Here is a 22,740-nt window from a genome sequence, read left to right on the forward strand (position 1 = left end):
AGCACTCAATCAAAGCGGTAAATATCCATACCCAAGCTATGATGGGCCATACTTTGATGAACGACAGAGACGCGCTGACCAGTACCTAATGCAAAAAACAGCGGTAGCAAGTGCTCATCACTTGGATGAATGTCTTTGTAGTCTGGGTATTGCTGCCAATCGAGCGCCGTGGGAATGTCTATTTTGAGCTGCTGTAACAACCATTGCTTAAATGCTTTGGCTGCTTGATCAATGCTGTCGGCTTCCCAGCGCAATGCTTGTAAGTTATGCGTAATATTACCTGAACCGATGACAAGGATTTGCTCATCACGCAGATGTGCCAACTGAGCGCCTAACTGATAGCAGGCGATACTGTCATAATGCTGCGGCAGTGATATCTGTACGATAGGCACATCGGCTTCTGGATACAGATGTCTGAGCGGCGCCCACACACCATGATCACAGGCACGCACTGGATTGACACTACAAGTAATACCACGTGCGGTGAGCTGCTGAGCAAGTGTCTCAGCCAGCGCTGGCTGGCCTATAGCAGGATACTGAATGTCGTAAAGTTCAGGCGAAAACCCTGAAAAGTCATGCCACGTCTTTGGCTGCGGATTACTGCTAATCTCTAGCTTTGCTGACTGCCAATGCGCTGACATAATGACGATGGCACGAGGCTTGGGTAAGTTTTGACCGATACGAGCCAGTGCACTGGTCGTCGCAGACTGCTCAATTGCAAGCGTAGGCGCACCATGCGAAATAAAGAGCGCTGGTAGCTTAGATGTATTCGTCGCTACATCAGACGTATTCTCCCATGCGGCAGCCGCTGTGATAGGCGTCTGCACACTATGATGGTCATCACGTTGATGAGAGGGTTTAGAGGCGTTGGGTGTCGCGTGTTTTGGATATTTCATGCTGCATTTATTAGGGCGTGCGCCAGTATTTCAATCTATTCTGCGACTGATGTTTCAAATCAAAGAAATAGCTCAGTATTTTATTTAATTACCACGGTGATAAGGGTGGTTATTGTTGATACTCATCGCGCGATATAATTGTTCCATAAGTACGACGCGAACTAATGGATGCGGCAATGTCAGTGCTGACAGTGATAATTTTGCATCAGCCTTTGCCAATACTTCTGGCGAGACACCATCTGCACCGCCAATTACCAAGGCAATATCATCGCCTTGCAGCATGCCATCAGCGAGCTTATCAGCCAATCCTTCTGTCGAAATCATCTTGCCTTTGACATCTAGTACCCATAACTGCTCGCGGCTCGATGCATTATGAGCGGCTAGTATAGCCTGACCTTCCTGCTCACGGTACTGCACCAAATTGGCATCTGAAGGGTTTTTCGCCCGCTTGGCTGCCGCAATTTCGACAATTTCTGTGCTTAGCATCGGTTGAATGCGTTTGTAATATTCGTCAAAACCCGTCTGTACCCAGCTAGGCATTTTATTGCCAACGGTCAAAATCCTTACTTTCATAATGCTTACCATCTCGATAATTGAATTCAAGCTTACTAGGGCGTGTTCTTGATAGTTGTATCGCTCGTTGTTTATTGTCTGCAATTTACATCAGAGGGTTAATCGTCTCTGATACGTTGCTACTTGCGCCTTGATCATCGTCGCTTTTATCACTTTGGGTTGGCTTTGGAATGACAGTCAGCTTTGCATCAGACTCAAAGACAATGGCTTCGACATCATCAAAGTTATTAATCCCTTCAGAACGCATGGCACATTCGATTTCTTGACGCGTCAAACGCTCATCACGCATGGCATCTGGCAAAAACTGCCCTTGATAAAAAACGATACGCGGCTCTGATAAAATAAAGTTACTAAATTGCGGTGAAATAGCCGCGTATTTGGTCACCAAAAACTGCAATAGGTATAGCACTACAATAGACGAAACCCCTTCGAAAAAAGGAATGTCTTTGAGCAAAATCGTACTGGCACCCAGTGAGCCGATCATCACCGTAACCACCCAATCGAAGTTATTGAGCTGCGACGTTGAACGTTTGCCAGAGACTTTAGTCACCATGACGATTAACACGTAAACCATCACAGTCGTCAAAACAATGCGACTAAGCTTGTCTATATTGTCAAAAAAGATCATGTCCATGATGTTTGCTCCTATTATAAAGGTAAAACAGGTCATCGCTAAAATCTTACGGGTGCGTGTCCTCACTTTAATCGATAGTCATCTAAATGGGCTAAAGCTGGCTAAATTTTGCCAAATATCGTCAACACGCCCTAAATAATATCTCGATATTATTTACGCAATTTTTCTCATTTTTAAAATAATGACACGCCCTAAAGTTAGCCTAACGGATTTTACGTATTAGTAGGGGAAAACTTTGTAGTACCTTGTAGATGATGGTTTGTACTTACGTTGATTTGCGTATAGGGTCTAATAATCGATTGATAGACCATAGGCTGATTCGTGCGCTGACCAGAGTGAGTACCAGCATCAGTACCAGTGATGAAAGCAAAGGCAGAGGACGTTGCATCGCCATCTCAAATAGTACCTCACGGCTTATCGTGTCAAACAACCAAAACCAGATGGCTGAAAAATAAATCACAGTCAATAACCAGACAATTACTATCCCGCCAAACATCAACTTATTGATCTCAGCTCTCGTCAGTCCTCGCTGCTGATGCTTGATGAACTTACTGACAGCGATATAAGCACCCACGATAATAGAAACCACCATGACCAATTGTGGGTTCAGCGCAAGTTTGGTCTGTATCATCATAAATACTGTGCTGGTGAGCATGTACCCAATCGCAAAAAAACCGATATATCGAGCCAGTTTAGGCTGCACTTGTATAAGCGTCTGTGGTTTGTTCAGACTGGTTGTCTGGCGTGACATAAGCTAACCTTTATAAAGGTAAAAAATAGAGTATTGATAATACAACGTCTTACAGCATTAAAAATCAGCGCTGCGCTGTCCAGTCGAGCATGGCATCTAACACAGGTCGTGCTGTGTAAGAATTTAGCGCCTGCTCGGTATTGATTATGCCGACAACGACGTAATCTTGTCCTGAAATCCCTTTAACATAACCTGCCATTGAGGTGACGTTGTTTAACGTGCCAGTTTTTATCCATGCGCGTCCAGTGGCTGTCGATTCAGGCAAGCGTTCGCTATGGGCGGCAATAGTACCACTGACCCCAGCGATACCTAACGAGTCGACGTAAGCATCGAAGTTTGGTTGACTATAAGCATACGTCAGTAGCTCGCTTAGGTTGGCGGCGGTGATTGTACACTCACGGCAAAGTCCTGAGCCATTGGTCAAATGAGGCGGCGGCGTACTGAGATTGGTTTGCCACCATTGATTGATAGTTTGTAAGGCTGCTGGATAGTCTGTCGTAGCAGGTTTGCCAAATTGATATAAGCTATCAGCCTTTTTACCATTAGATTTATCGGCCGCTACTTTATTATCCATTTCATTACTAGCACTGGCTTTATGACTGCTTGGACTAGTCGCAATTGTGCTAGCAGGTATCGATTGAGTCAGCCTTTCTTTATCGTAAGCGCCTATAGATAGCGCCACTTGCTCAGCCATGACATTGTTTGAGAAGTGGTTAATGTCATGAATCTGCTCGGTTAAATTTAACGACGGATAGCTGACCATAGGTAGAGGTGACATCGCGATAGCCGTAAGTCCGTGTGCTCGTTTTGTTGTCTTGGTCATATCGTAAGGGGTTTCTTGTGAGATTACCTGTCCACTCAAAGTATTCCCCAACGCTTGCCATTTGGCAGCGATGACGTGTGCGGCAAACTCTTTGGCATTGGGATATGCCACGTAAAAGACATGCTCACCGCAGCTCTCTGGCAGACTGGCATTTAACACAAGCTGCGTGTTTTGCCACTGCGGCGCTAGGCTATAGCTTGCCTGCCCACAACTGGCTGCACGGGTATTGATTGTAGCAGGCAGCTGATAATTGGCTAACCGCGGCTTATAGGTCACGCTTGCTTGGCCATTATCCTGAGGGTAAGTCTTGATGCCAATGGTGCTAAAGTTGACCAAAAACCCATCTGGGCTGGCGTTATAAGGTCGTAGAGGCGAGTTATCAAAGGCGGCTGGATCTTTACTGACATTGTTAAAGACAGCACTGTCGATGATGATGTCACCATCGATATGACGAATACCTGATGCTTGCACTTTATACAGCAACTGCTTTAAACGCTCGTGGGTCATTTTTGGGTCGCCACTTCCTTGGATAATCAAGTCGCCCTGCAGACGGTCACCGATGACAAGGCCAGTATGATACACCCGCGTATGCCACACAAAATCCGCCCCTAACGTGTCCAAAGCGATAAAGCTAGGCACGAGTTTCATGGTGCTGGCAGGCGTACGAGGAATATCGGACTGGTGATCCAGCAAAGGCGAAAATGAGATTTTTATAGCGTTTTTATCGGTGCTTTGAGCGTTGGCATCATGAGTGAGCGTATGCTGGGAGCCATCAGGAATGACCGTCGGGACGCTTTCTACGCTTTGGTACGTATAAGGGTCATCGGTATAAGCATGTATTTTTTGCTCGTGCTTTTCAATGGTGCGCTGCTCAACAGTACTCAATGCGCCCTGATGGTTCGGATTGCTTTCACTTATGTCCGTAGCGGTATTTGTAGTTGCGCGCTCAGATCCTGTAGTAGATGCAGCTTGGCTGGCAGGCTTGCCACTATCAATGACTTGAATAGGAGCAGGCAGATGACTGGCAGTCTTGTCACCCACAGGTGTGATGACGATGCTGATATCTGCTTCTGTTAGATCGGCGCGCGCCAATGCTTTTTGAATGGCTTCTGGCAATGCTGCTTGCGCGTGTATTGGCGCTACTATAACCGTTGCCAATAGCGCTAATCTAGATAGACGTTTATTAGGATGGTTTAGCGGTCGAAAATGACGACAAAGCGTGGTTATTTTGGTTGCAGCAATAGAGTAATGACGGTGTTTAGAAGGGTATCGCATGAGCATCTTTCATCAGGTGGCAAAAACAGCCTATAGTAACATGAGATGCTGTTTTCGCACACGATGTCAGAAGTACAATTTTAGCAATAACAACGCCCTTATTTAGATAACGAACTCTAACTATCGATTGAACTGATAGCATGCTCTACTGTTAGCGCACATGTAAAAAAGCCATCGCCGTCATAACAGCATCATTATAAGCATCGTGAGCGCCCAGTTCAGGAATGTTGTAATGCGCTAAGATACGAGTTAAATGCTGAGCTTGGCTGGAAAGTCCTTGCGTATGACCACTGATACGCCGACTGTACAGGTGCCGCAAATCTATAACTTCGTTTGGTAGAGACGTTCCCATATAGCGTTTGACCAAAGGGTTCAAAAAGGCCATGTCTAGCTGTGTACAAAACCCAACGACTGGTCGATTGTCTATGAATGGTAGTAGTAGTGCCAACATGTCATCGTAACTCATGCCATGTTCAACATCGGCGGTACGCAGGCCATGAATGACAATGGTGTCACGGTCTGGCATGACAGGAGGTCTGCAAACTAAGTGCATGCCATTACCCGTGTCGATGATATTGCCATTGATATGTATCGCTGCTACAGACAACAGGTGATGCTTTTTGGGATTCAGCCCCGTCATTTCGCAGTCAATCGCCACCCACTGCTCAGCCGAAGGTATCGTAAACATTGAGGCAAGCTCTGGACGCTGTAATTGCGTCTTTTGCCAAGCGCAAGATAACTGCTGTAACCAGCTCATATTAGTCGTTCACTCATGTATGTTATTTTTTTTATTTATAAACTTTCTCTATTCATGAAGCTTCTGTATTAAGACGGCCACATTTATACGATTTCTAACTGATAGTGTTGACGCAATTGGTTCTTAAAACTTTTGACCACAGCCAGACATTCCTTGAGTAGGTCACGCTCAAGTGCAGTCAAAGTTGTTGGATTGACTTGCCGTGCATGTTTATCATCGGTTGAGAGCGCCACGGACAAGCGCTGCGCCATAAAAAATTCCAAGGCTTCTAGTAGAGTATCGGCGCGTTCTTGGGTCAAAGCATTAATCTGCACCAATGCCTTTAAACGCGCCTTGGTACTAGGCACATCGAGCACATTGTTCTCTAATGCTAAAGTGCGGATACCATGAACTAATGGAAAGATCCCCGCTTTTTTTAGGTCGATGTCGGATGCTGCTGATTTACCACCTAGTAAAGGGACAAACTTTTGCCACCACTGGTTAACATCACCGAACTGTAGCGCTGCCCGCGCAAACTGCCTGACAAACATAGGATCTGCTTGTTGATGAGCAAGCTTTAAATGCTGACGTACTTGAGTAAGCAGTGACTCATCGCCGCAGACGTATTCACCATCTAGTATCGCAGACAAGTAAATACCATGCATCGGATCTGAATTTCTAAACCATAGGCCAATTTGTGCAGTGAACTGCTTGAGCGGTTGTCGCCACATGGGATTGGTCATCATAATATTGCCATCACACAGTGGGTAGCCAAGCGTTGCTAAATGGCTATTAAAAGTATCAGCAAACTGTGCTAAATCAGAGTGTGTATAGCCATCACGAATGATGAGCGCGTTGTCCTGATCGGTACGCATGATTTGCTCACCGCGACCTTCTGAACCCATAACGATAAGGCAGGTATTGGCCATCACCTCATCAGGTACGATTAGCTGCCATAGTTTGGTAAATACCTGCGCGTTTAGCGTCTGTACCATACGACTGATATTGCCGATTTTGACACCATTGTGATGCTGTGCCCGAATATAGCGACCGATCAGCTCAACAGCGGTATCTAGGCTCGATAAGTCTTGTGCCTGTTCGATTTGAATACTAATCAGCTGCGAATGATGGCCAATGTGAGCGAGCATATCGCTTTGCCCGAGTACTCCGACGACATCGCCACTCTTACCAATGACTGGCAGTCTATGAATACGATAGCGAGTCATGGTCAGCAGCGCATCGCCAATCTCATCACTGGCTTTGATCGTGCGCAGGTTAAAATTGGCATAGCGTTGACAAGGTGTGGTGGCAGGATTTTGTCTGTCGCTTACGGCGCGGCAGATATCAGTATCGGTCAAAATCCCTAAGAGTAATTTTGTCTCAAGTTGCGCTGTTTGTGAGCCATCTAAGTCATTCAAATCATATAAGCCATGTAGCGGTCGGACCAGTACATGTTTTAATCCAGCTTTGGTCATGATGCGGGCCGCTTCGTACAAGCTGTCATTGGCATCGACGATATGCACTGGCAACAGATGAACATCTATCACTGGTTGTAGCATGATCTGCTGTACTTCTTGTTGGTTGGTGTAGCTGGCAGGCTCTAGCATTTTATTATGACGTCGCTGGCGCAATGCTTTTAATCGTTCAGGCAACTTGTCTGATAGCATTTGGCGTACCAGATGATTTTGCGCGCTGATTTTATCGATAGCATCACCAGCGACTTGAAGTAGTAACGTCTCTTCACTGGCTCGGAACTGATAGGGTTGTATGGGCGTGCTTTTACTGTCTGGCACATTATCTTTGCTGAGTGACTCAGGTAGGCGGCGGCTATCGAACCAGTCATTATTGTTCAGACCATCAGCGTGATTGCTACCGACATAGGACGCGACAAACTCACCATCCAGTGATTGCTCGATTTGCCCTTTGATGACCACATACAGACATTGTAGTTCTCCTGCAGGCAAGCTTTCGTTATTGGCAAGGTAGCGTATTTGAGTGTTTTTTTTAATGCTTTGACGCTCGGCTAAGCTCAATACGTCAAAGGGCGGTTGGCTAAAATCAAGATGGGGCATGGCATCATCCTTGATGGCATATTTCCGATAGAGACTTTACTATAGCACTAGGGCGTGTCCTCAATTCAATTGATCATATCTAAACGGGCTAAAAATGGCTAAATTTTGCCAAACATCGTTAAATAGCTGGTTAATATCCCGATATTATCTGCGCTATTTTCCTTGTTTGACTGCAATTTATCTCATTTTTATCACCATTTTTAAAATGAGGACACGGCCTAATAAAACAAAAAGCCTCCAATAACCATACTTATATAATGGTTATTGGAGGCTTCTCGATACTGTGATATTTACCCTAGCTTCACTAAATGCTTTTTGAATTGACTGAACCTAAGCACCTAATAGTTTACGGATACGACTGATTGCTTCTCGGCTCTCATCGACACTTGCGACCAAAGCAATACGGACATAACCTTGTCCAGGATTGTGACCATCAACCTCGCGTGACAAATAGCGTCCTGCCAATGCATGGATATTGGCTTGCTCATACAATGCTTTGACAAAGATTTCATCATCACCATCGAACTGTGCAGGTGCTTTTACCCAGAAGTAAAACCCAGCATCAGGCATGCGTAATTCTAACAAGTCTCCAAGCTCAGACATCCATAGGGCAAACTTTTCTTGGTATAGCGCGCGATTATGGGCGACATGTTTTTCGTCTTGCCACGCAGCGATAGAGGCCAGCTGATGTGGTATCGGCATTGCACAGCCTTGGTAAGTGCGATATTGCAAATAAGCCTGCAAGATTTTGGCATCACCAGCCACAAACCCTGAGCGTAAACCCGGTAAGTTTGAACGTTTGGATAGGGAATGAAACACGATACAGTTTTTGAAGTCACGGCGACCAAGGGCAGCGCAGGCTTGTAGCAATCCAATCGGTGCCGTATCAAAATACAGCTCGCTATAGCACTCGTCACTGGCAATAATAAAACCGTACTGATCTGACAGGCGAATGAGGTACTCCCAATCATCCATTGTCATGACTGAGCCTGTAGGATTGTTTGGGCTACAGACAAACAATAGCTGCGTACGCGTCCAAACGTCTTTTGGTACCTCGCGAAAGTCACCTTTATAGCCATTGTCTGATGTACACGGGACAAAATAAGGCGTTGCTTGTGCCAGTATCGCTGCGCCTTCATATATCTGATAAAACGGGTTGGGCATGACAACCGTAGGCGATGTATTGGGTGCTAGAGAATTGCTCTCTGTGTCAGCTACATCGCGATCAACGACCGCTTGTACAAAGCTAAAAATCGCTTCACGTGTGCCCATCACGGGTAATACTTGGGTATTGGCATCGACATGATTAAGAAAAAAGCGTTTCTCTAACCAATGGGCAATGGTTTGGCGCAGCTCAAACATGCCATTTGTGGTTGGATAACGACTTATTTTGTCCAAGTTTTCGCGTAGGACGTCCAGTACAAATGCGGGTGGCTCATGCTTTGGCTCACCAATACCTAGCTTAATCTCACTGTAGCCATCGGCTGGCTTGCTATCAGCAAGCAACGTTGCCATCTTTGCGAAAGGATAAGGGTGCAGGTACATTAAGTTGTGATTCATAAGTGTGGTAACTATAATAGACAATTGATAATAAAGTTATAAAGAAAATTTACATGAGAGCAGTGTAGCACTTCTCTAATTTTTTGTCCTTTTCTTCTTATATCGTGAATGTGCATCTATTGAGCGTGGATTATTCATTGCACGATCGCCTATTCGATGGTCGTCAACAAGTCTCTTAAACCTTTCACAATGTATAACTTATAACACTATGAAAATGACTACCCATACAAATGGTAGATCATTTTAAGGAAAATTTGATATGTCTAGTGTGCTAAATAATGATGATCTCATCGCTAAAGATATCAATAATGAAAATCTTGATAATAGTTTGCAGCGTACCGATGTGTATCAGCTACTCAAAGAGCGTGAACAGTGCTGGTGGCAAGCGCGGCAACAACTGATCGAGCGTCAAGAAAAGAAAATGTTTTGGTATGGCGAAAACAGCTTGATTATGTGGTTGTTGTGGCAATTGGTCGGCTACGTGTTGGTGGCGATGGCTTTGATGCTACTGAATAATGTATTCAGTATTTCGCTACCTCTCTGGCAATATATTTCGTTGTTTATAATACAGACCATATGCTTTGTCAGTGCGCTTGCTGCTAAAGGCCAATTGGCAAATAAACTGCAATGCAAGATAGATAACGATGAGCTGATGCGCGAAGAGGCGCTGAATGAGATGGTTGTTTTGGCAGAGGACAGTCTGTATCCTGATGTGCATGCCAAATCGCCGATCTCTTTAGAGCAGCTAGATGACTATCTCAACGGACAGTTTCATTTAGCAAGCTTGCAGTGTCTGCTACAAAAAGAAGTCAATGCGGGACGCTTAATCATGGAGCACCAGCCACTCGAGGTAGGCGTTTTACCACCAGACCTCGCTGATGATGAACTGAATGAGCATGCTAGCGAGATTATGTACAAAAGCACGTTATAAAACGTACTTCTATGATGACTATCAGAATACTTTTGCTAGTTAATATTCAAAATAATGGCTAACCAGAACTATCTAGCCGTATCAAAAATATATTACGCTATTATGCTCTTTCTGAACGGTAAGACTGGCTAATAGCGCTGCTTTCAATGCTTCAAGTCTATCAGGTGAGAGTGGCTTATCGTTTTGATCGCTGATATAAAACATATCCTCCGCACGCTCACCTAGCGTAGTAATACGAGCAGCATGAACTTCAATCTGCTCTTGCAAAAACACTTGCCCAACTCGCGCCAATAGCCCTGGCTGATCGAGTGTCTCCAAGCTCATGATGTGCTGATCTGACGCTTCATTAAACTCAAAGTTAATCACCGTCTTCACTTCAAAATGTCTCAACTGACGTGGCATGCGCTTGTTCGTCAGCTTGAGCATGGTAGGGTCTTTAAATGAGTCAATTAAGCGTTGTTTTAGCTCTTGTTGACTGTCCTCATCGACCAGTAATGTACCACTAGGATCAAGTAACACGTAAGAATCCAAGGCAAAATCTCGGGTCGCTGTGATAATGCGTGCATCTAACACATCGAGATTCATCTGATCAAATACTGCCATCGTAACGGCAAACAGGTTCATCTGATCTTGGGTATAAACAAAGACCTGTACCGCATCAAGTGCCAATTCGCGATGCTCACGCAAAACGACCAATGGTGGACTATCAGCATTAGACGCAAGGCCAATCGGTGGGTGATTCAAAATAGCTTCAGTATGCCATAAGATATCTTCTGCAATCTCTCGCAAAAAATACTCGTCGCCCAAATCATCCCATAGTCGCAATACTTCATCGCGATTCATGTGTTGGTTATGGACATTATCTAGCATCGCTAAAGCTTGCTTGCGTGTGGCACTGATCATATCTTGGCGATTGGTCGGCGCATCGATATCAGCGCGCAAAATGCGCCGAGTTTGTGAGTATAACTGTTTCATGAGGGTTGCCCGCCAGCTGTTCCAAAGCTGTGGATTGGTCGCATTCATATCTGCCACGGTCAGTACATACAGATGATTCAGATGAGTCACGTTACCGATTAAGTCAGAAAAAATAGTCACCACTTCAGGGTCCGAGATATCTTTTTTCTGTGCAGTAATCGACATGAGAAGGTGATAGCGTGTGAGCCAGCCGACCAAGTTGGCATCCGCCAAGCTCATGCCATGTGATAGGCAAAACTCAATCGACTCTGTACGGCCAAGTTCACTGTGATCACCGCCGCGACCTTTAGCAATATCATGGAACATCGCTGCCAGTACCAAAATTTCTTTACGCTCAATACGCTGAAAAATAGAGCTGACCAGCGGAAACTCTTCATGAAACATGGGGTCTGTAAAGCGGTGCAAAATTCTAATCAAAAATAAAGTATGCGCATCCACCGTATAACGATGAAATAAATCATATTGCATCAGGCCAGTGACTTGTGCAAAAGCAGGAATATAGTTACCCAACACCCCATAGCGATTCATGGTACGCAGACGATGGAATAGGTAGTTTTGTTCTTTTAAGTTAGATAAGAACAAGGCTTTATGAGCAGGGTTGTCTCTATATATCTGATCGATGCCGCGTGCTGCAATTTTGAGCGCGCGCAGAGTATGAGTGCGAACCTTGTCGATACCGTGCTGACCCATCAATAAAAACATCTCTAAAATGGAATCAGGATGCTGCGCAAAAACCCGATGATGTGCGATGGCAATCTGGTTACCAATACGGTTGAATCGCGCATTGATGGGTTGTTTTTTTGGCCGCTCATCGTCAGGCAATTGTGGCTCTATGATCGTTTCATAGTAATGATTGGTCAGCATCTCAGACAGCGTTGATATCTGCATGGCACAGCGGTAGTAGTCCCGCATGAACCGTTCGACCGCAGCGTTGGGTTGGTCATCTGGTTGGGTCTCATAGCCCATTAATTGAGCAATCTCACGCTGATAGTCAAACAACAGCTTGTTTTCATTACGGCCTGTCAGTACATGCAGGTAATGTCGAATTTGCCATAAATACCCTTCTGCAAAATTCAGCTCGTCAAACTCTTTTTCAGTCAAAAAGTTTTGTTGTACCAAATCATATAGCTTGCTCACGCGAAAATAGCGTTTGGTGACCCAGCCGATGATATGGATATCGCGTAGACCGCCAGGGGCTGTTTTGATATTTGGCTCAAGATTGTATTCTGTTGCATTGTGCTGTAAATAACGCGCTTTGGATTCTGCCATTTTTACATCAAAAAAGGCACGAGGAGACCACTGTTTATTGACGATTTGAGCGGGCATGTCTTGCAACGCTTCGTTACCGATTAATAGTCGAGCTTCTAGCTGCGCACTGGCTATCGTATGGTCAAGCGCGGCCTCTAGCGCATCATTAACGCTACGTACAGAAAGCGCAGGCTCTAGTCCGATATCCCACAGTAGGGCGACCAGTTTGTCTATCTTGCTACTGGCATCAGCGCCTATCTCATCAGGAGACAACAATAAAATATCGATGTCTGAATAAAGCGACAGCTCACCGCGTCCATAGCCACCAGTCGCAAAAAATGCCAAATCAGTTTTATCCAACTCAAACCATTTAAACAATGCGATCAATAGGCTATCGATAGCGCAAGCACGTGCGGCGACCAGTTGGCGAATATTGGTGCCACGCTCTAGTGAACGGCTGATATCCTCATTGATCTGTGCCAACCATTCAGGAATGCCGAGTAGATTCTGGTCTGTCGCATGTTTGGCCGATAGTTGGGGCGTGTCAGTCACTATGTCATTCGATAGTATCGGTAAAGGCGTCAGATCAACAGAGGCGATATCACAATTAAACATGAGTGTTATCCAGTTAAGAGTTTAGAAATAGAACGTTTGAGCTGAAAAGCATCGGGCAACCAGTGTGCTGATTGCTGATCAAAATCACGAATAGCATGTATCAATAAAGGTACTAGGGCGTGTCCTCAATTCAAACGAGTGTTCTCTAAATGGGCTAAAAATAGCTAAATTTTGCCAAACATCGTCAAATAGTTGGTCAATATCTCGATATTGACCAACTATTTTCCTCGTTTGACGGCAATTTATCTCATTTTTATCGCCATTTTTAAAATGAGGACACGCCCCAACAAATATATTAATAAAAGTTATCAGGTCATCTGAGTATAAAGACAAAGCACGTATAAGCACAATACTCAATATACGCTAACTTGATATGTGCCAGAGCGTGTCCTCATTTCAAAATGTTAGCCCATTTAAGAGGAGACTCGTTTGAATTGAGGGCACACCCTAGGGTCTGTTGAACATTCAAATATTAGGGCTGCTGATTGCTAAAATTGCACCAAACTAGGCACAAGCCGACGATAATGTCGAGACCTTAACTAGGATTGCAACAACGTTTGGGGTGATTTTAGCATCAGCCTTTCAGGGCAGTACTATTTTCTGCCAATATATGGCGAAATTGTTTAACCTAGAATGACTAGGCGTCAAAAATTTCACTGCATATTGTCTAAAAAATAGTCTCTGTCAGTGCCATGGTTGAATATCAAACACGCCCTAATTAAAGGCCAAAAAAAAGACCGCCTAAGCGATCTTTGATTGTATTACTGTGTCAAAAAGCTCAAATCTTCTTCGGGGCGAGTGGTAAATACCTCACAGCCATTGTCCGTTACGACCATGGTGTGCTCCCATTGGGCAGACAACTTGCGGTCTTTGGTAATGGCTGTCCATTCATCTGGCAAGATCTTAGTCTGCCATGTGCCTTGGTTAATCATAGGCTCGATGGTGAACGTCATGCCTGTTTTTAGCTCAAAACCAGTACCCTTTTTGCCATAGTGCATGACTTGTGGCTCGTGGTGGAACTCGTTACTGATGCCATGACCACAGAACTCGCGGACGATACTGAAGCGCTCTGGCTCGGCAACGGCCTGAATAGCAGCACCGACATCGCCTAGACGCGCACCATTTTTAACAACGCTCATGCCAGCGTAGAGTGCGTCTTGTGCCACTTTGCAAATACGCTGCGCCATGATAGAGCCATTACCAATGATCCACATTTTTGAGGTATCACCATAATAGCCATCTTTAATGACGGTCACATCAATGTTGATGATATCCCCATCTTTTAGCAGCTTGCTTTCGGTTGGGATACCGTGACAGACAACGTGGTTGACTGATGTACAAATAGATTTTGGAAAGCCATTGTAGTTAAGTGGAGCGGGGATGGCTTGCTGCACATTGACGATATAATCATGAGCGATTTGGTTCAGTGCTTCGGTACTGACGCCCACTTTGACATACTCATCGAGCATGACAAGGACATCACTAGCAAGTTTACCGGCCACGCGCATTTTTTCTATGGCTTCTGGGGACTGGATAAGCGATTTTTTAGTCATCATTATCTTACTTATAGTTATGGAGTTAATGATTGAATTATAGCATAAACGTACTGGTGACACTTTGACGTTAAGTAATAGCGAATCTATCGTTATTATTGATAAAAGTTGCTTTACAGCGTGGTTATGGCGTATATGACTCATGAGTCAGACTAATATATTCATATTTTGACAAATTAGTTGAATGTTACAGGATATATAAGTAATGTAATTTTGACTGCTAAAGGAATTAGCAGCAATCTTTACCGCCTTTAGGTAGTAAGGATAACCAAATTCAATGATAACAAGGATGTTGTTATGACGCTTTCTTTGTCTATTCGCGCCGCTCTTACCCCCAAATCATTTGTACCTATACTGGGTTCCATTAGCACCGCACTTCTTTTAATGACGATGCAAACCACTTCTGCTCAAGCGGCAGGCCAGTATTATAATTGTGCCAATGCTAATGGCTGCAAGCTGGTTGATAGTAAATACTTCACTTCTAATTATACCAAAACTCAGTATCCAGTCGTTATGGCTCATGGGCTTGGTGGTTTCACGACGCTATTTGGTGTCATTGACTATTTCAATGGTATTCCTAAAGAGTTGATGAAAGGCGGCTCAGAGGTGTACACCACCAAAACGTCAGCAGCGAATAACAGCGAGGTTCGTGGTGAGCAGCTGCTACAACAAATCAAAACCATCGCGGCCATTTCAGGCGAATCCAAAGTTAACTTGTTTGGCCACAGTCAAGGCGGTATAGATATTCGCTATGTCGCTGGTGTGGCACCAAATTATGTGGCCTCTGTAACGGCAGTTTCAAGCCCAGAGCAAGGGTCAAAAACGGCTGATTTCATCAAAAATACTCTTGAGCCAAACAATTCTACAGGAGAGCCCTCAAATCTCACCACACAGCTAGTCTCAGGGGTGTTCAATCTGATTGGTGGCTTTACAGATATTGGTTCGGGTATCAGTATTCATCAAATTCAACAGCAAGATGGCTGGAAAGCACTCGTGGCACTATCGACCGATGGCGCCGCGCGTTTTAATGCCAAATTCCCTGCTGCCATGCCAAACAGTTATTGTGGTCAACCGACTAGTACGGCCGTCAATGGCGTCAAATACTATTCGTTTAGTGGTGTCGGACAAGTCACCAGTGTCCTTGATCCTAGTGATTATCTATTGGTAGCAACAGGCGTACCATTTGCAGGCGAGTCTAATGATGGGTTGGTATCTGCTTGCTCAAGTCGTCTTGGTTATGTGATTCGTGATGATTATAGAATGAACCATTTGGATTCAGCCGATCAAGTGCTAGGTTTGACTGCATGGGGAGAGTCTGAGCCAAAGTCTATCTATCGTACTCAAGTCAACCGTCTAAAAAACGCCAACCTGTAAACCAAATCGTAAAATAAGAACGCCCATTTATGTCGAATAATCGCCGTGCTATCTATGTGTCAATCGCTATCATCGCCGTGATCATCATCGTCACGGCAGCGGTTATTCTGTGGTTCAAACCTGACGGAGATGATAAAAAAGATACCAATGCCACTCAAACCTTGCCTGCTGTTATAAATAGTGAAGATAATGCCTCACTGTCAACGGAGTTGGTGACTGGTCAAACAGCACAAGCGACGACGACGTCAAGCCAGTCGACATTTGTCACAGGATTGGAAGATTTGCCACGCTCATTAAAGGGTACGCAAGTGGACGGTGACATCATCATTGATGAAAACAAACAGTTGGTCGTGACGGAAGGATTACGGCGTTTATTCGATTATTTTTTATCAGCGCTAGGCGAGGAGGAGGAAGCCGTTATATTTGAGCGTGTTGAGAGTTACATTCGCCAGCACACACCAGAGCCTGCCGCCAGCCAAGCGGTCGCTATATTCAATCAGTATGTGGCGTATCTTAAAGCACTTCCCGAGATAGAAAAGCGTTATGGAAACCTACAATTACAAGCAACAAAAAGCGGTGAGCTGGATTTGAACGCAGTCACTCAGCAAAGACAAGATGTCGCCAACTTACGTCAGCAGTACTTCGACAAGCCAACCATCACAGCATTCTTTGGCGCAGAAGATGATTACGACGACTATAGTATAGAAATGGTCAAAATCAACCAAAACAAGCAAATGTCTGACGCACAAAAGCAAGCTGCTAGGAAAAATTACATCAGTCGCCTGCCAAACAATGCTACTAAAGACAGTATTATGCAACAGGCCAATCTTGGTGAATTAATGGCTCGTACCGAACAGATGAAAGCTCGTGGTGCAACGCCTGAGGCACTATATAATATGCGCCGAGAGCTGGTAGGCGCACCAGCAGCAGAGAGACTGGCGCAAGTAGACCGAGAGGATGCCAATTTTGACCAACGCTTCACCCAATATGAAACACAAAAACAGCGCTTATTAAGTCAGAGTGTGGATCAAACCCAAGCGCAAGTTCAAATAAATCAGCTTGAACAGCAACTATTTAATGATACTGAACGCAAGCGCCTAGACGGTTATGCGGCACTGCAACAGCAGCAAGCCACTAGTACGCCATAACCATCAATAGCATGACTCATGCACGATATTTGCAAAATAGAACGAATATGCATCACGCGTAATCACCCAATTTATAATGACACCTTACTGCAAGTCATGCACAATATTGCAATGGTTTAGGACAATGCATAAAGTGGGAAAGTAATATGAAAAACATGACTAAAATAATAATGGTGGCAACATTGGCAGTTGGTACGCTTGCTGCTGGTTGCCAGACCACGAATCTGCCTGCGCCAGTCAGCCAGCCAATCACGGCAGAGACTTTGCAAGCACATCATTGGCAGCTTGTTGATGCCAAACGCCGCAACGGTGATCAGGTGACGCAGTTGTTTTTTGATCCAGCCAAACCTTTAACGTTAAATTTTATGAACGACAACGGTAGAGATTACGTGGCATTTATGAATACCTGCAACAATATGGGTGCTGGCTATAGCGTCGTAAATGGTGAGGTAACGATCAAAAACGCCATGAGCACTCTGATGGCGTGTCCTGAGCCACAAGCAAGCTTTGATACCGCCACATTAGCCACTGTACAAGGTAAATATAACCTTAGTAAGAACGCCAAAAAAGTGACTATTTTGACTATCAAAAATGATGACCAAGTGGCTTATTTTAAAGCGGTTTCTAAATAGCTTGATGATTGAGTAAAAAGTTCGGTTAGTTCGGTTGAGCTTAACCGATTGAAGCTACTCATTTGAAATGGCCCTTCTTGAAAAGCAGAATGCCTCACTAACAAGTGGGGTGTTTTTTTATCCAAAATCGAGTCCAGTTAGGATACACTAGAGTAATGATTCTGTAATATCTTTGGTCATTTAAATCAGTGGCAATGGCTTTAACGCTACATCATCGGTGGTCGTTTTTTAGATATTTACAGCACTTTTATCATCAGGATTTATTGGATACGACTGTATGTTGAAAACTATCAAATATAAAACAACCCTGGCTGCATCAGCCTTGCCAACACCAATGATAGGTAGCTTGCCGATAAAAGCACCTATTGCCATCGCCATGTTTGCCGTCCTCACTGGCTGTCAGACGCTACCAAGCAAACCCGTCAGCACGTCTACCAGCACCGTCGAAAGCAATCCACTGACCGCGCATATGCCTGTAATGGATCGTCGAGGATACATTGCTTATGTAGAGGAGCAAGGCACTGGTACAGCGAAAGTATCGACACTGTATAGCATCCGTCCAGATGGTAGCGATCGTCAGTTAATCGATCAGCTCACTGGCTATATCTATGCGCCAGCGTGGTCAGTTGATGGTCAAATGCTCGCTTATAGTAAACAAGCGCCACGTCAAAACCCAAAGATTTATATTTATGATCGTAGTAGCGACACTCGCAACTTAGTGGTAAATGCTGAAGGCAGTAATATGTCGGCATCATTTTCACCCGATGGTCAAAACCTGCTTTATAGTTCAACCATCGGCGGCAATGCCGACATCTATGAGATGCGTCTGAGCGACGGTAAGACCACACAGCTCACTACGTTACCGAGCACGGAAGTGCAGCCAAGCTATGCGTCTGATGGTAAAAGCTTTGTCTATACCAGTGATAAAGTCCGTGCTGGACGTCCGCGTATTTATCGTTATGACTTCGTCACTGGTCATGCGACGGCTGTGCCGACGCATGGCTATGTGGCCAGTCCTCAGTTAAGCTTAGATGGTCAACGTATGGCATACCTAAACGGTCGCAAAGCTGCTGTTATGACGCTGACGACTGGACAAGTGATAAATTTGGCAGAGACAGGACTGGATGAGCCCGCCCGCCTATCGCCCTCTGGCAACTATGTCGTCTATCCCACTCGCCCTGCTAATGTAGGCGGACAAGTCACCGACCAAAGTGGTGGAAGTCTGGTTATTCATTCATTGTCAGGCAATACAAGCTATGCCATCAGTGGTCAAAACGGTGGAGTAGTACGGTCGCCGATATGGGGTCGTTAGGGATACCTATATATTATGTAATGGAATGTATATATAATCATTTATAAAGCAACATAAGTTGGTTCTAAAAATACAGGTTTTAATTGCAACCACATAAAACTTTATCAGCGCCTCATCGTATTAGGTGAGCAAAAGGAGAGAGCACGTAATGCAAGAGTCGTTTTTGATATTCATCACCAAAATCAGCTTGTACCCGACGATAGTCTTTACAGGATTGGTGATGTTCGTGACCTTGTATTGGCTTGTCTCCTTACTTGGTATGGTAGATATGGATGCGGTAGATATTGGTGATGCTGGTGGTGAAAGCACTGATTTAACCACACCAGGATTTGTCTCTGGGCTTCTGCTAAAATTTGGTTTATATGGCGTGCCACTCATCATTATTCTGAGTTTAATCAGTTTAATTGGTTGGCTATTAAGCTACTTCTACACCAGTTTTTTGCATCAAAATTTTGACACTGGCATTTTATATTATGTTTTTGGCACAGGGGCACTGATATTCGTATTGGTCGTTTCTATGTGGCTGACAGGCATTATCATTTCACCTATCCGCAAAAATATCGCCAAAATCCCCAAACGCAATGCCTCCAGCAATATTGGTAAAATCGCGGTCGTGCGCACGCTTAGCGTGACGGATAAACATGGCGAAGCAGAGTTGAATGATGGCGGTGCAGGCTTGATACTCAAAATTCGTTCAGATAATAACGATGGTGATGATGTACTAAAGCAAGGCGATAAAGTGATGTTGGTAGAGTATCTTAATGAAGCCAATACCTATCGAGTCGCCCCTGTAAAAGACAAGTAACCCTCATCAATGATTTGACCATTAGGGTTCCTTGTCATTGTTTTTAGGGCATGTCTTCATTTTAAAAATGGTGATAAAAATTGCCGTCAAACGAGGAAAATAGTGCAGATAACATCGAGATATTGACCAACTATTTGACGATGTTTGGCAAAATTTAGCTATTTTTAGCCCATTTAAAGGACACTCGTTTGAATTGAGGACACGCCCTAGTACGTCATGATCGCTTTTAGTGCAAATGAAACTCGCAGAATGCACAGGCGATAACGGCCAATAAACAGTGATTGAACCAGAAGCATGCACGATTTTTAAAAATGATACTTTTTAGCAATAGTACGAACGGTTTTAAATTCAGTTTTCGTTGGTTCAAGATAAGTTAGATACAAAGTTGGCAAGTGAAAGTGCTACATAGAGTAGGCTAAGCGAACCCTACAGGGCATCTGATGTATCTAGGATTGACCATAGAATGTTTTAATTAAAGGAATGGATATGGACATACTCATTATCGTCGGCGTGGTTGTGGTGCTGGCGTTTGTTTTCATGATGGTAGCACTTTTGATGCTCAAAGCCTTTTACTTCAAGGTTGAGCAGGGCAAAGCATTGATTATCAACGGTGTGAGTAAAATTGCCGTACGTTTTGATGGTGGCTTTGTTTGGCCGGTTATCAACAAAAAAGAGTTGATGAGAATCTCACTTATCACTTTAGAAGTCGATAGACGCGGCAAAGAAGGGCTTATTTGCGCCGATAACATGCGTGCTGATATCACAGTCGCGTTTTATCTACGCGTCAATGAAACCGAAGAAGATGTATTAAAAGTTGCCAAATCGGTTGGGGTTGAAAGAGCCTCAGATAAAGTCGCTGTCAACGAGCTGTTTAATGCTAAGTTCTCTGAAGCGCTAAAAACAGTTGGTAAGCAGATTGATTTCGTCAAACTGTTTGAAAACCGCAGCGAGTTTCGTGACAGTATCGTTCAAGAAATCGGCAACGATCTGAATGGCTATGTCTTAGAAGATGTGGCGATTGATTACTTAGAGCAAACACCAAAAGCGTCATTAGATTCAAGTAATATTTTAGATGCTGAAGGTATCAAAAAGATTACTCAGCTAACGGCTTTCCAAAACGTCATTACCAACGAGCTTGAGCGTGACGAAGAGCTGGCCGTTAAGAAAAAGAATGTTGAGACCAAAGAGGCGATGCTAGAGCTTGAGCGTCAGCAAGCTGATGCCGAAGCCAAACAGCATCGTGAAATATCGTCAGTGATTGCACGCGAAACCGCTGAAACTCGCAAAATTGAAGAAGAAGAACGCAAAAAGTCTGAGACAGCCATTATCTCGGTTGAGCAGGATTTGGCGATTCAGCGTGAGAATCAGCAGCGTGAAATCGAAGTGGCAGGACAAAATCGTCTGCGTGCAGTCGTCATCGAAGAAGAAAAAGTGACGCGTGCTCGTGATTTAGAAATTGTCTCTCGTGAGCGTGAAGTTGACTTGCAACGTATCGAGGCCGAACGTGCGATTGAGCTTGAGAAAAAAGAAATCGCCAACGTCATTCGTGAACGTATCGCAGTGGACAAAACGGTTGCGCAAGAAGAAGAGCGTATCAAAGAAGTCCGCGAAATTAGCGAAGCGGAGCGTTCTAAGCAAACACGCGTCCTAGCAGCAGAAGCTGATGCGGAAGAAATCAAAGTACGTCAGGTGAAAAAAGCCGAAGCAGAAGAGCTATCTGCCAAGCACAAAGCCGTCGAAATCACCACGCTTGCCGCTGCTAATCTTGAAGCATCTGCTAAAGATTCAGAAGCCAAAATTAAAATGGCCGAAGGTACCAAAGCAGAAGAGTCAGCACATGGCTTCGCTGAAGCGGCTATCCAAGAAGTCAAAGCCGCTTCTTTAGAAAAAGAAGGCATTGCGAAAGCCAATGTTATCAAAGCGACTGGACAAGCTGAAGCGCAATCAGATCGTGAAAAAGGCATGGCAGATGCTGAGGTTATCGCGGCTCGTGGCGAATCCAAGGCAAAAGCTGAGCGTGATATCGGTATGGTCGATGCAGAAATCATCGCCGCTCGCGGTGAATCTACCGCCAGAGCTGAGCGTGAAAAAGGCATGGCAGATGCTCAAGTTATCGCGGCTCGCGGTGAGTCAAATGCCAAAGCAGAACGCGAAGTTGGATTGGCAAAAGCCGAAGTTACTCGTGCGCATTTCCAAGCCGAAGCAGATGGTCTGGTCGAGAAATTCAATGCCATGGGTAGCATGAGCAAAGAGGCACGTGAGCACGAAGAGTTCCGCATGAGCCTTGAGACAGCATTGCAAGAAGCGCTTGCTTCTATTGACGCTGGTAAAGAGATTGCGAAAGAAAATGCTGAAGTATTGGCAGTGGCGCTACAGAAAGCCAAAATCGATATTGTTGGCGGTGAAGCGCATTTCTTTGACAACTTTGCCAAGTCACTGTCTATCGGTAAAGCCATCGATGGCCTAGCGGGTAAGTCAGACACATTGAGCGGTATCATCAATGGTGTGATGGCCAGTCAAGCCATGAAATCAAACCAGAAAAATGATGATAAAACGACTTATTAATAGGGTCTAAATGACTAGCCTTAATGTGCAAGTATTAGTAAGCAAGTTTTTATCTAACAGTATGAATAAGTAATATTCTCTGAAATACAAAATCTGTCGTTTAGGCGGCAGATTTTTTTGGCTAACTCAGGGTGATTCAGAACGACGAATCATGATGAGTTGGCTAATCTAAAAAAATAGCAGTGCTGATAAAATCACTATTAAAAAATTAATAAAAGAACAAGTTTTTAGTAGTAATTAGGTTTTACAATGAAGTAAATAC

17 protein-coding genes are annotated in these 22,740 nt (G+C 44.4%); 7 read left to right on the forward strand and 10 right to left on the reverse strand.

Annotated elements, in window-relative coordinates; translation table 11 throughout:
- Positions 1 to 5: 5 nt before the first annotated feature.
- The 8 genes from QL982_RS06115 to dapC all read right to left on the reverse strand — a co-directional run bounded on the left by QL982_RS06115 (position 6) and on the right by dapC (position 9,320).
- On the reverse strand, positions 6 to 896 hold the full coding sequence (locus tag QL982_RS06115; protein WP_290163967.1) for a class III extradiol ring-cleavage dioxygenase: 891 nt from the start codon (positions 894 to 896) through the stop codon (positions 6 to 8).
- 84 nt (positions 897 to 980) lie between these two features.
- Positions 981 to 1,469, reverse strand: coding sequence for a 23S rRNA (pseudouridine(1915)-N(3))-methyltransferase RlmH (gene rlmH, locus QL982_RS06120; RefSeq protein ID WP_290163969.1), 489 nt, complete (start codon positions 1,467 to 1,469; stop codon positions 981 to 983).
- A gap of 85 nt (positions 1,470 to 1,554) precedes the next feature.
- Positions 1,555 to 2,103 (reverse strand): YetF domain-containing protein, encoded by a 549-nt coding sequence (locus QL982_RS06125; RefSeq protein ID WP_290163971.1) that lies wholly within the window; start codon positions 2,101 to 2,103, stop codon positions 1,555 to 1,557.
- 265 nt (positions 2,104 to 2,368) lie between these two features.
- Positions 2,369 to 2,854 carry an ABZJ_00895 family protein gene (locus QL982_RS06130; protein ID WP_290163973.1) on the reverse strand — a complete coding sequence of 162 codons (486 nt, stop codon included), beginning with the start codon at positions 2,852 to 2,854 and terminating at the stop codon, positions 2,369 to 2,371.
- A gap of 64 nt (positions 2,855 to 2,918) precedes the next feature.
- Positions 2,919 to 4,952 carry a D-alanyl-D-alanine carboxypeptidase gene (locus tag QL982_RS06135; protein ID WP_290163975.1) on the reverse strand — a complete coding sequence of 678 codons (2,034 nt, stop codon included), beginning with the start codon at positions 4,950 to 4,952 and terminating at the stop codon, positions 2,919 to 2,921.
- A 151-nt stretch (positions 4,953 to 5,103) separates the two neighbouring features.
- Positions 5,104 to 5,709 (reverse strand): 3'-5' exonuclease, encoded by a 606-nt coding sequence (locus QL982_RS06140; protein WP_290163977.1) that lies wholly within the window; start codon positions 5,707 to 5,709, stop codon positions 5,104 to 5,106.
- Between the two features lie 83 nt (positions 5,710 to 5,792).
- A complete protein-coding gene (locus tag QL982_RS06145) occupies positions 5,793 to 7,760 on the reverse strand; it encodes a DUF294 nucleotidyltransferase-like domain-containing protein (protein ID WP_290163978.1) in 1,968 nt (655 codons plus the stop codon).
- A gap of 330 nt (positions 7,761 to 8,090) precedes the next feature.
- Entirely contained in the window at positions 8,091 to 9,320 is a 1,230-nt protein-coding gene (dapC, locus tag QL982_RS06150; RefSeq protein WP_290163979.1) for a succinyldiaminopimelate transaminase, read from the reverse strand.
- Between the two features lie 259 nt (positions 9,321 to 9,579).
- On the opposite strand from dapC, the gene QL982_RS06155 reads away from it, so the two are divergent.
- The gene (locus QL982_RS06155) at positions 9,580 to 10,251 is read left to right on the forward strand and encodes a hypothetical protein (protein WP_290163980.1); all 672 of its coding nucleotides are present in this window, start codon (positions 9,580 to 9,582) and stop codon (positions 10,249 to 10,251) included.
- A gap of 81 nt (positions 10,252 to 10,332) precedes the next feature.
- Here the strand turns inward: QL982_RS06155 and glnD are convergent, their stop codons facing one another.
- Positions 10,333 to 13,089 carry a [protein-PII] uridylyltransferase gene (glnD, locus tag QL982_RS06160; RefSeq protein ID WP_290190232.1) on the reverse strand — a complete coding sequence of 919 codons (2,757 nt, stop codon included), beginning with the start codon at positions 13,087 to 13,089 and terminating at the stop codon, positions 10,333 to 10,335.
- Positions 13,090 to 13,850: 761 nt separating this feature from the next.
- Positions 13,851 to 14,645 (reverse strand): type I methionyl aminopeptidase, encoded by a 795-nt coding sequence (gene map, locus QL982_RS06165; RefSeq protein ID WP_290190233.1) that lies wholly within the window; start codon positions 14,643 to 14,645, stop codon positions 13,851 to 13,853.
- A gap of 294 nt (positions 14,646 to 14,939) precedes the next feature.
- On the opposite strand from map, the gene QL982_RS06170 reads away from it, so the two are divergent.
- The 6 genes from QL982_RS06170 (at position 14,940) to QL982_RS06195 (ending at position 22,478) form a co-directional block, all read left to right on the forward strand.
- Complete coding sequence (locus tag QL982_RS06170; RefSeq protein WP_290190234.1) at positions 14,940 to 16,016, forward strand: triacylglycerol lipase; 1,077 nt, start codon at positions 14,940 to 14,942, stop codon at positions 16,014 to 16,016.
- Between the two features lie 29 nt (positions 16,017 to 16,045).
- On the forward strand, positions 16,046 to 17,164 hold the full coding sequence (locus QL982_RS06175; protein ID WP_290190235.1) for a lipase secretion chaperone: 1,119 nt from the start codon (positions 16,046 to 16,048) through the stop codon (positions 17,162 to 17,164).
- A gap of 146 nt (positions 17,165 to 17,310) precedes the next feature.
- On the forward strand, positions 17,311 to 17,796 hold the full coding sequence (locus QL982_RS06180) for an META domain-containing protein (protein WP_290163987.1): 486 nt from the start codon (positions 17,311 to 17,313) through the stop codon (positions 17,794 to 17,796).
- A gap of 277 nt (positions 17,797 to 18,073) precedes the next feature.
- Positions 18,074 to 19,108 (forward strand): Xaa-Pro aminopeptidase, encoded by a 1,035-nt coding sequence (locus tag QL982_RS06185; RefSeq protein WP_290163989.1) that lies wholly within the window; start codon positions 18,074 to 18,076, stop codon positions 19,106 to 19,108.
- A 148-nt stretch (positions 19,109 to 19,256) separates the two neighbouring features.
- Positions 19,257 to 19,913 carry an OB-fold-containig protein gene (locus tag QL982_RS06190; protein WP_290163990.1) on the forward strand — a complete coding sequence of 219 codons (657 nt, stop codon included), beginning with the start codon at positions 19,257 to 19,259 and terminating at the stop codon, positions 19,911 to 19,913.
- 486 nt (positions 19,914 to 20,399) lie between these two features.
- Positions 20,400 to 22,478 (forward strand): hypothetical protein, encoded by a 2,079-nt coding sequence (locus QL982_RS06195; RefSeq protein ID WP_290163992.1) that lies wholly within the window; start codon positions 20,400 to 20,402, stop codon positions 22,476 to 22,478.
- The last annotated feature ends 262 nt before the right edge of the window (positions 22,479 to 22,740 follow it).

This window comes from Psychrobacter sp. 5A.1, assembly GCF_030407455.1.
Taxonomy (GTDB): Bacteria; Pseudomonadota; Gammaproteobacteria; order Pseudomonadales; family Moraxellaceae; genus Psychrobacter.

Excerpts from the sequence above, each read along its gene's own strand:
- QL982_RS06185 (WP_290163989.1), top strand. The coding sequence starts at position 18,074 with ATGTTGAAAACTATCAAATATAAAACAACCCTGGCTGCATCAGCCTTG.
- QL982_RS06190 (WP_290163990.1), top strand. The coding sequence starts at position 19,257 with ATGCAAGAGTCGTTTTTGATATTCATCACCAAAATCAGCTTGTACCCG.
- QL982_RS06195 (WP_290163992.1), top strand. The coding sequence starts at position 20,400 with ATGGACATACTCATTATCGTCGGCGTGGTTGTGGTGCTGGCGTTTGTT.
- QL982_RS06180 (WP_290163987.1), top strand. The coding sequence starts at position 17,311 with ATGAAAAACATGACTAAAATAATAATGGTGGCAACATTGGCAGTTGGT.
- QL982_RS06135 (WP_290163975.1), bottom strand. The coding sequence starts at position 4,952 with ATGCGATACCCTTCTAAACACCGTCATTACTCTATTGCTGCAACCAAA.
- rlmH (WP_290163969.1), bottom strand. The coding sequence starts at position 1,469 with ATGAAAGTAAGGATTTTGACCGTTGGCAATAAAATGCCTAGCTGGGTA.
- QL982_RS06130 (WP_290163973.1), bottom strand. The coding sequence starts at position 2,854 with ATGTCACGCCAGACAACCAGTCTGAACAAACCACAGACGCTTATACAA.
- QL982_RS06170 (WP_290190234.1), top strand. The coding sequence starts at position 14,940 with ATGACGCTTTCTTTGTCTATTCGCGCCGCTCTTACCCCCAAATCATTT.
- QL982_RS06115 (WP_290163967.1), bottom strand. The coding sequence starts at position 896 with ATGAAATATCCAAAACACGCGACACCCAACGCCTCTAAACCCTCTCAT.
- dapC (WP_290163979.1), bottom strand. The coding sequence starts at position 9,320 with ATGAATCACAACTTAATGTACCTGCACCCTTATCCTTTCGCAAAGATG.
- QL982_RS06175 (WP_290190235.1), top strand. The coding sequence starts at position 16,046 with ATGTCGAATAATCGCCGTGCTATCTATGTGTCAATCGCTATCATCGCC.
- QL982_RS06125 (WP_290163971.1), bottom strand. The coding sequence starts at position 2,103 with ATGGACATGATCTTTTTTGACAATATAGACAAGCTTAGTCGCATTGTT.
- map (WP_290190233.1), bottom strand. The coding sequence starts at position 14,645 with ATGATGACTAAAAAATCGCTTATCCAGTCCCCAGAAGCCATAGAAAAA.
- QL982_RS06155 (WP_290163980.1), top strand. The coding sequence starts at position 9,580 with ATGTCTAGTGTGCTAAATAATGATGATCTCATCGCTAAAGATATCAAT.
- QL982_RS06140 (WP_290163977.1), bottom strand. The coding sequence starts at position 5,709 with ATGAGCTGGTTACAGCAGTTATCTTGCGCTTGGCAAAAGACGCAATTA.
- glnD (WP_290190232.1), bottom strand. The coding sequence starts at position 13,089 with ATGTTTAATTGTGATATCGCCTCTGTTGATCTGACGCCTTTACCGATA.
- QL982_RS06145 (WP_290163978.1), bottom strand. The coding sequence starts at position 7,760 with ATGCCCCATCTTGATTTTAGCCAACCGCCCTTTGACGTATTGAGCTTA.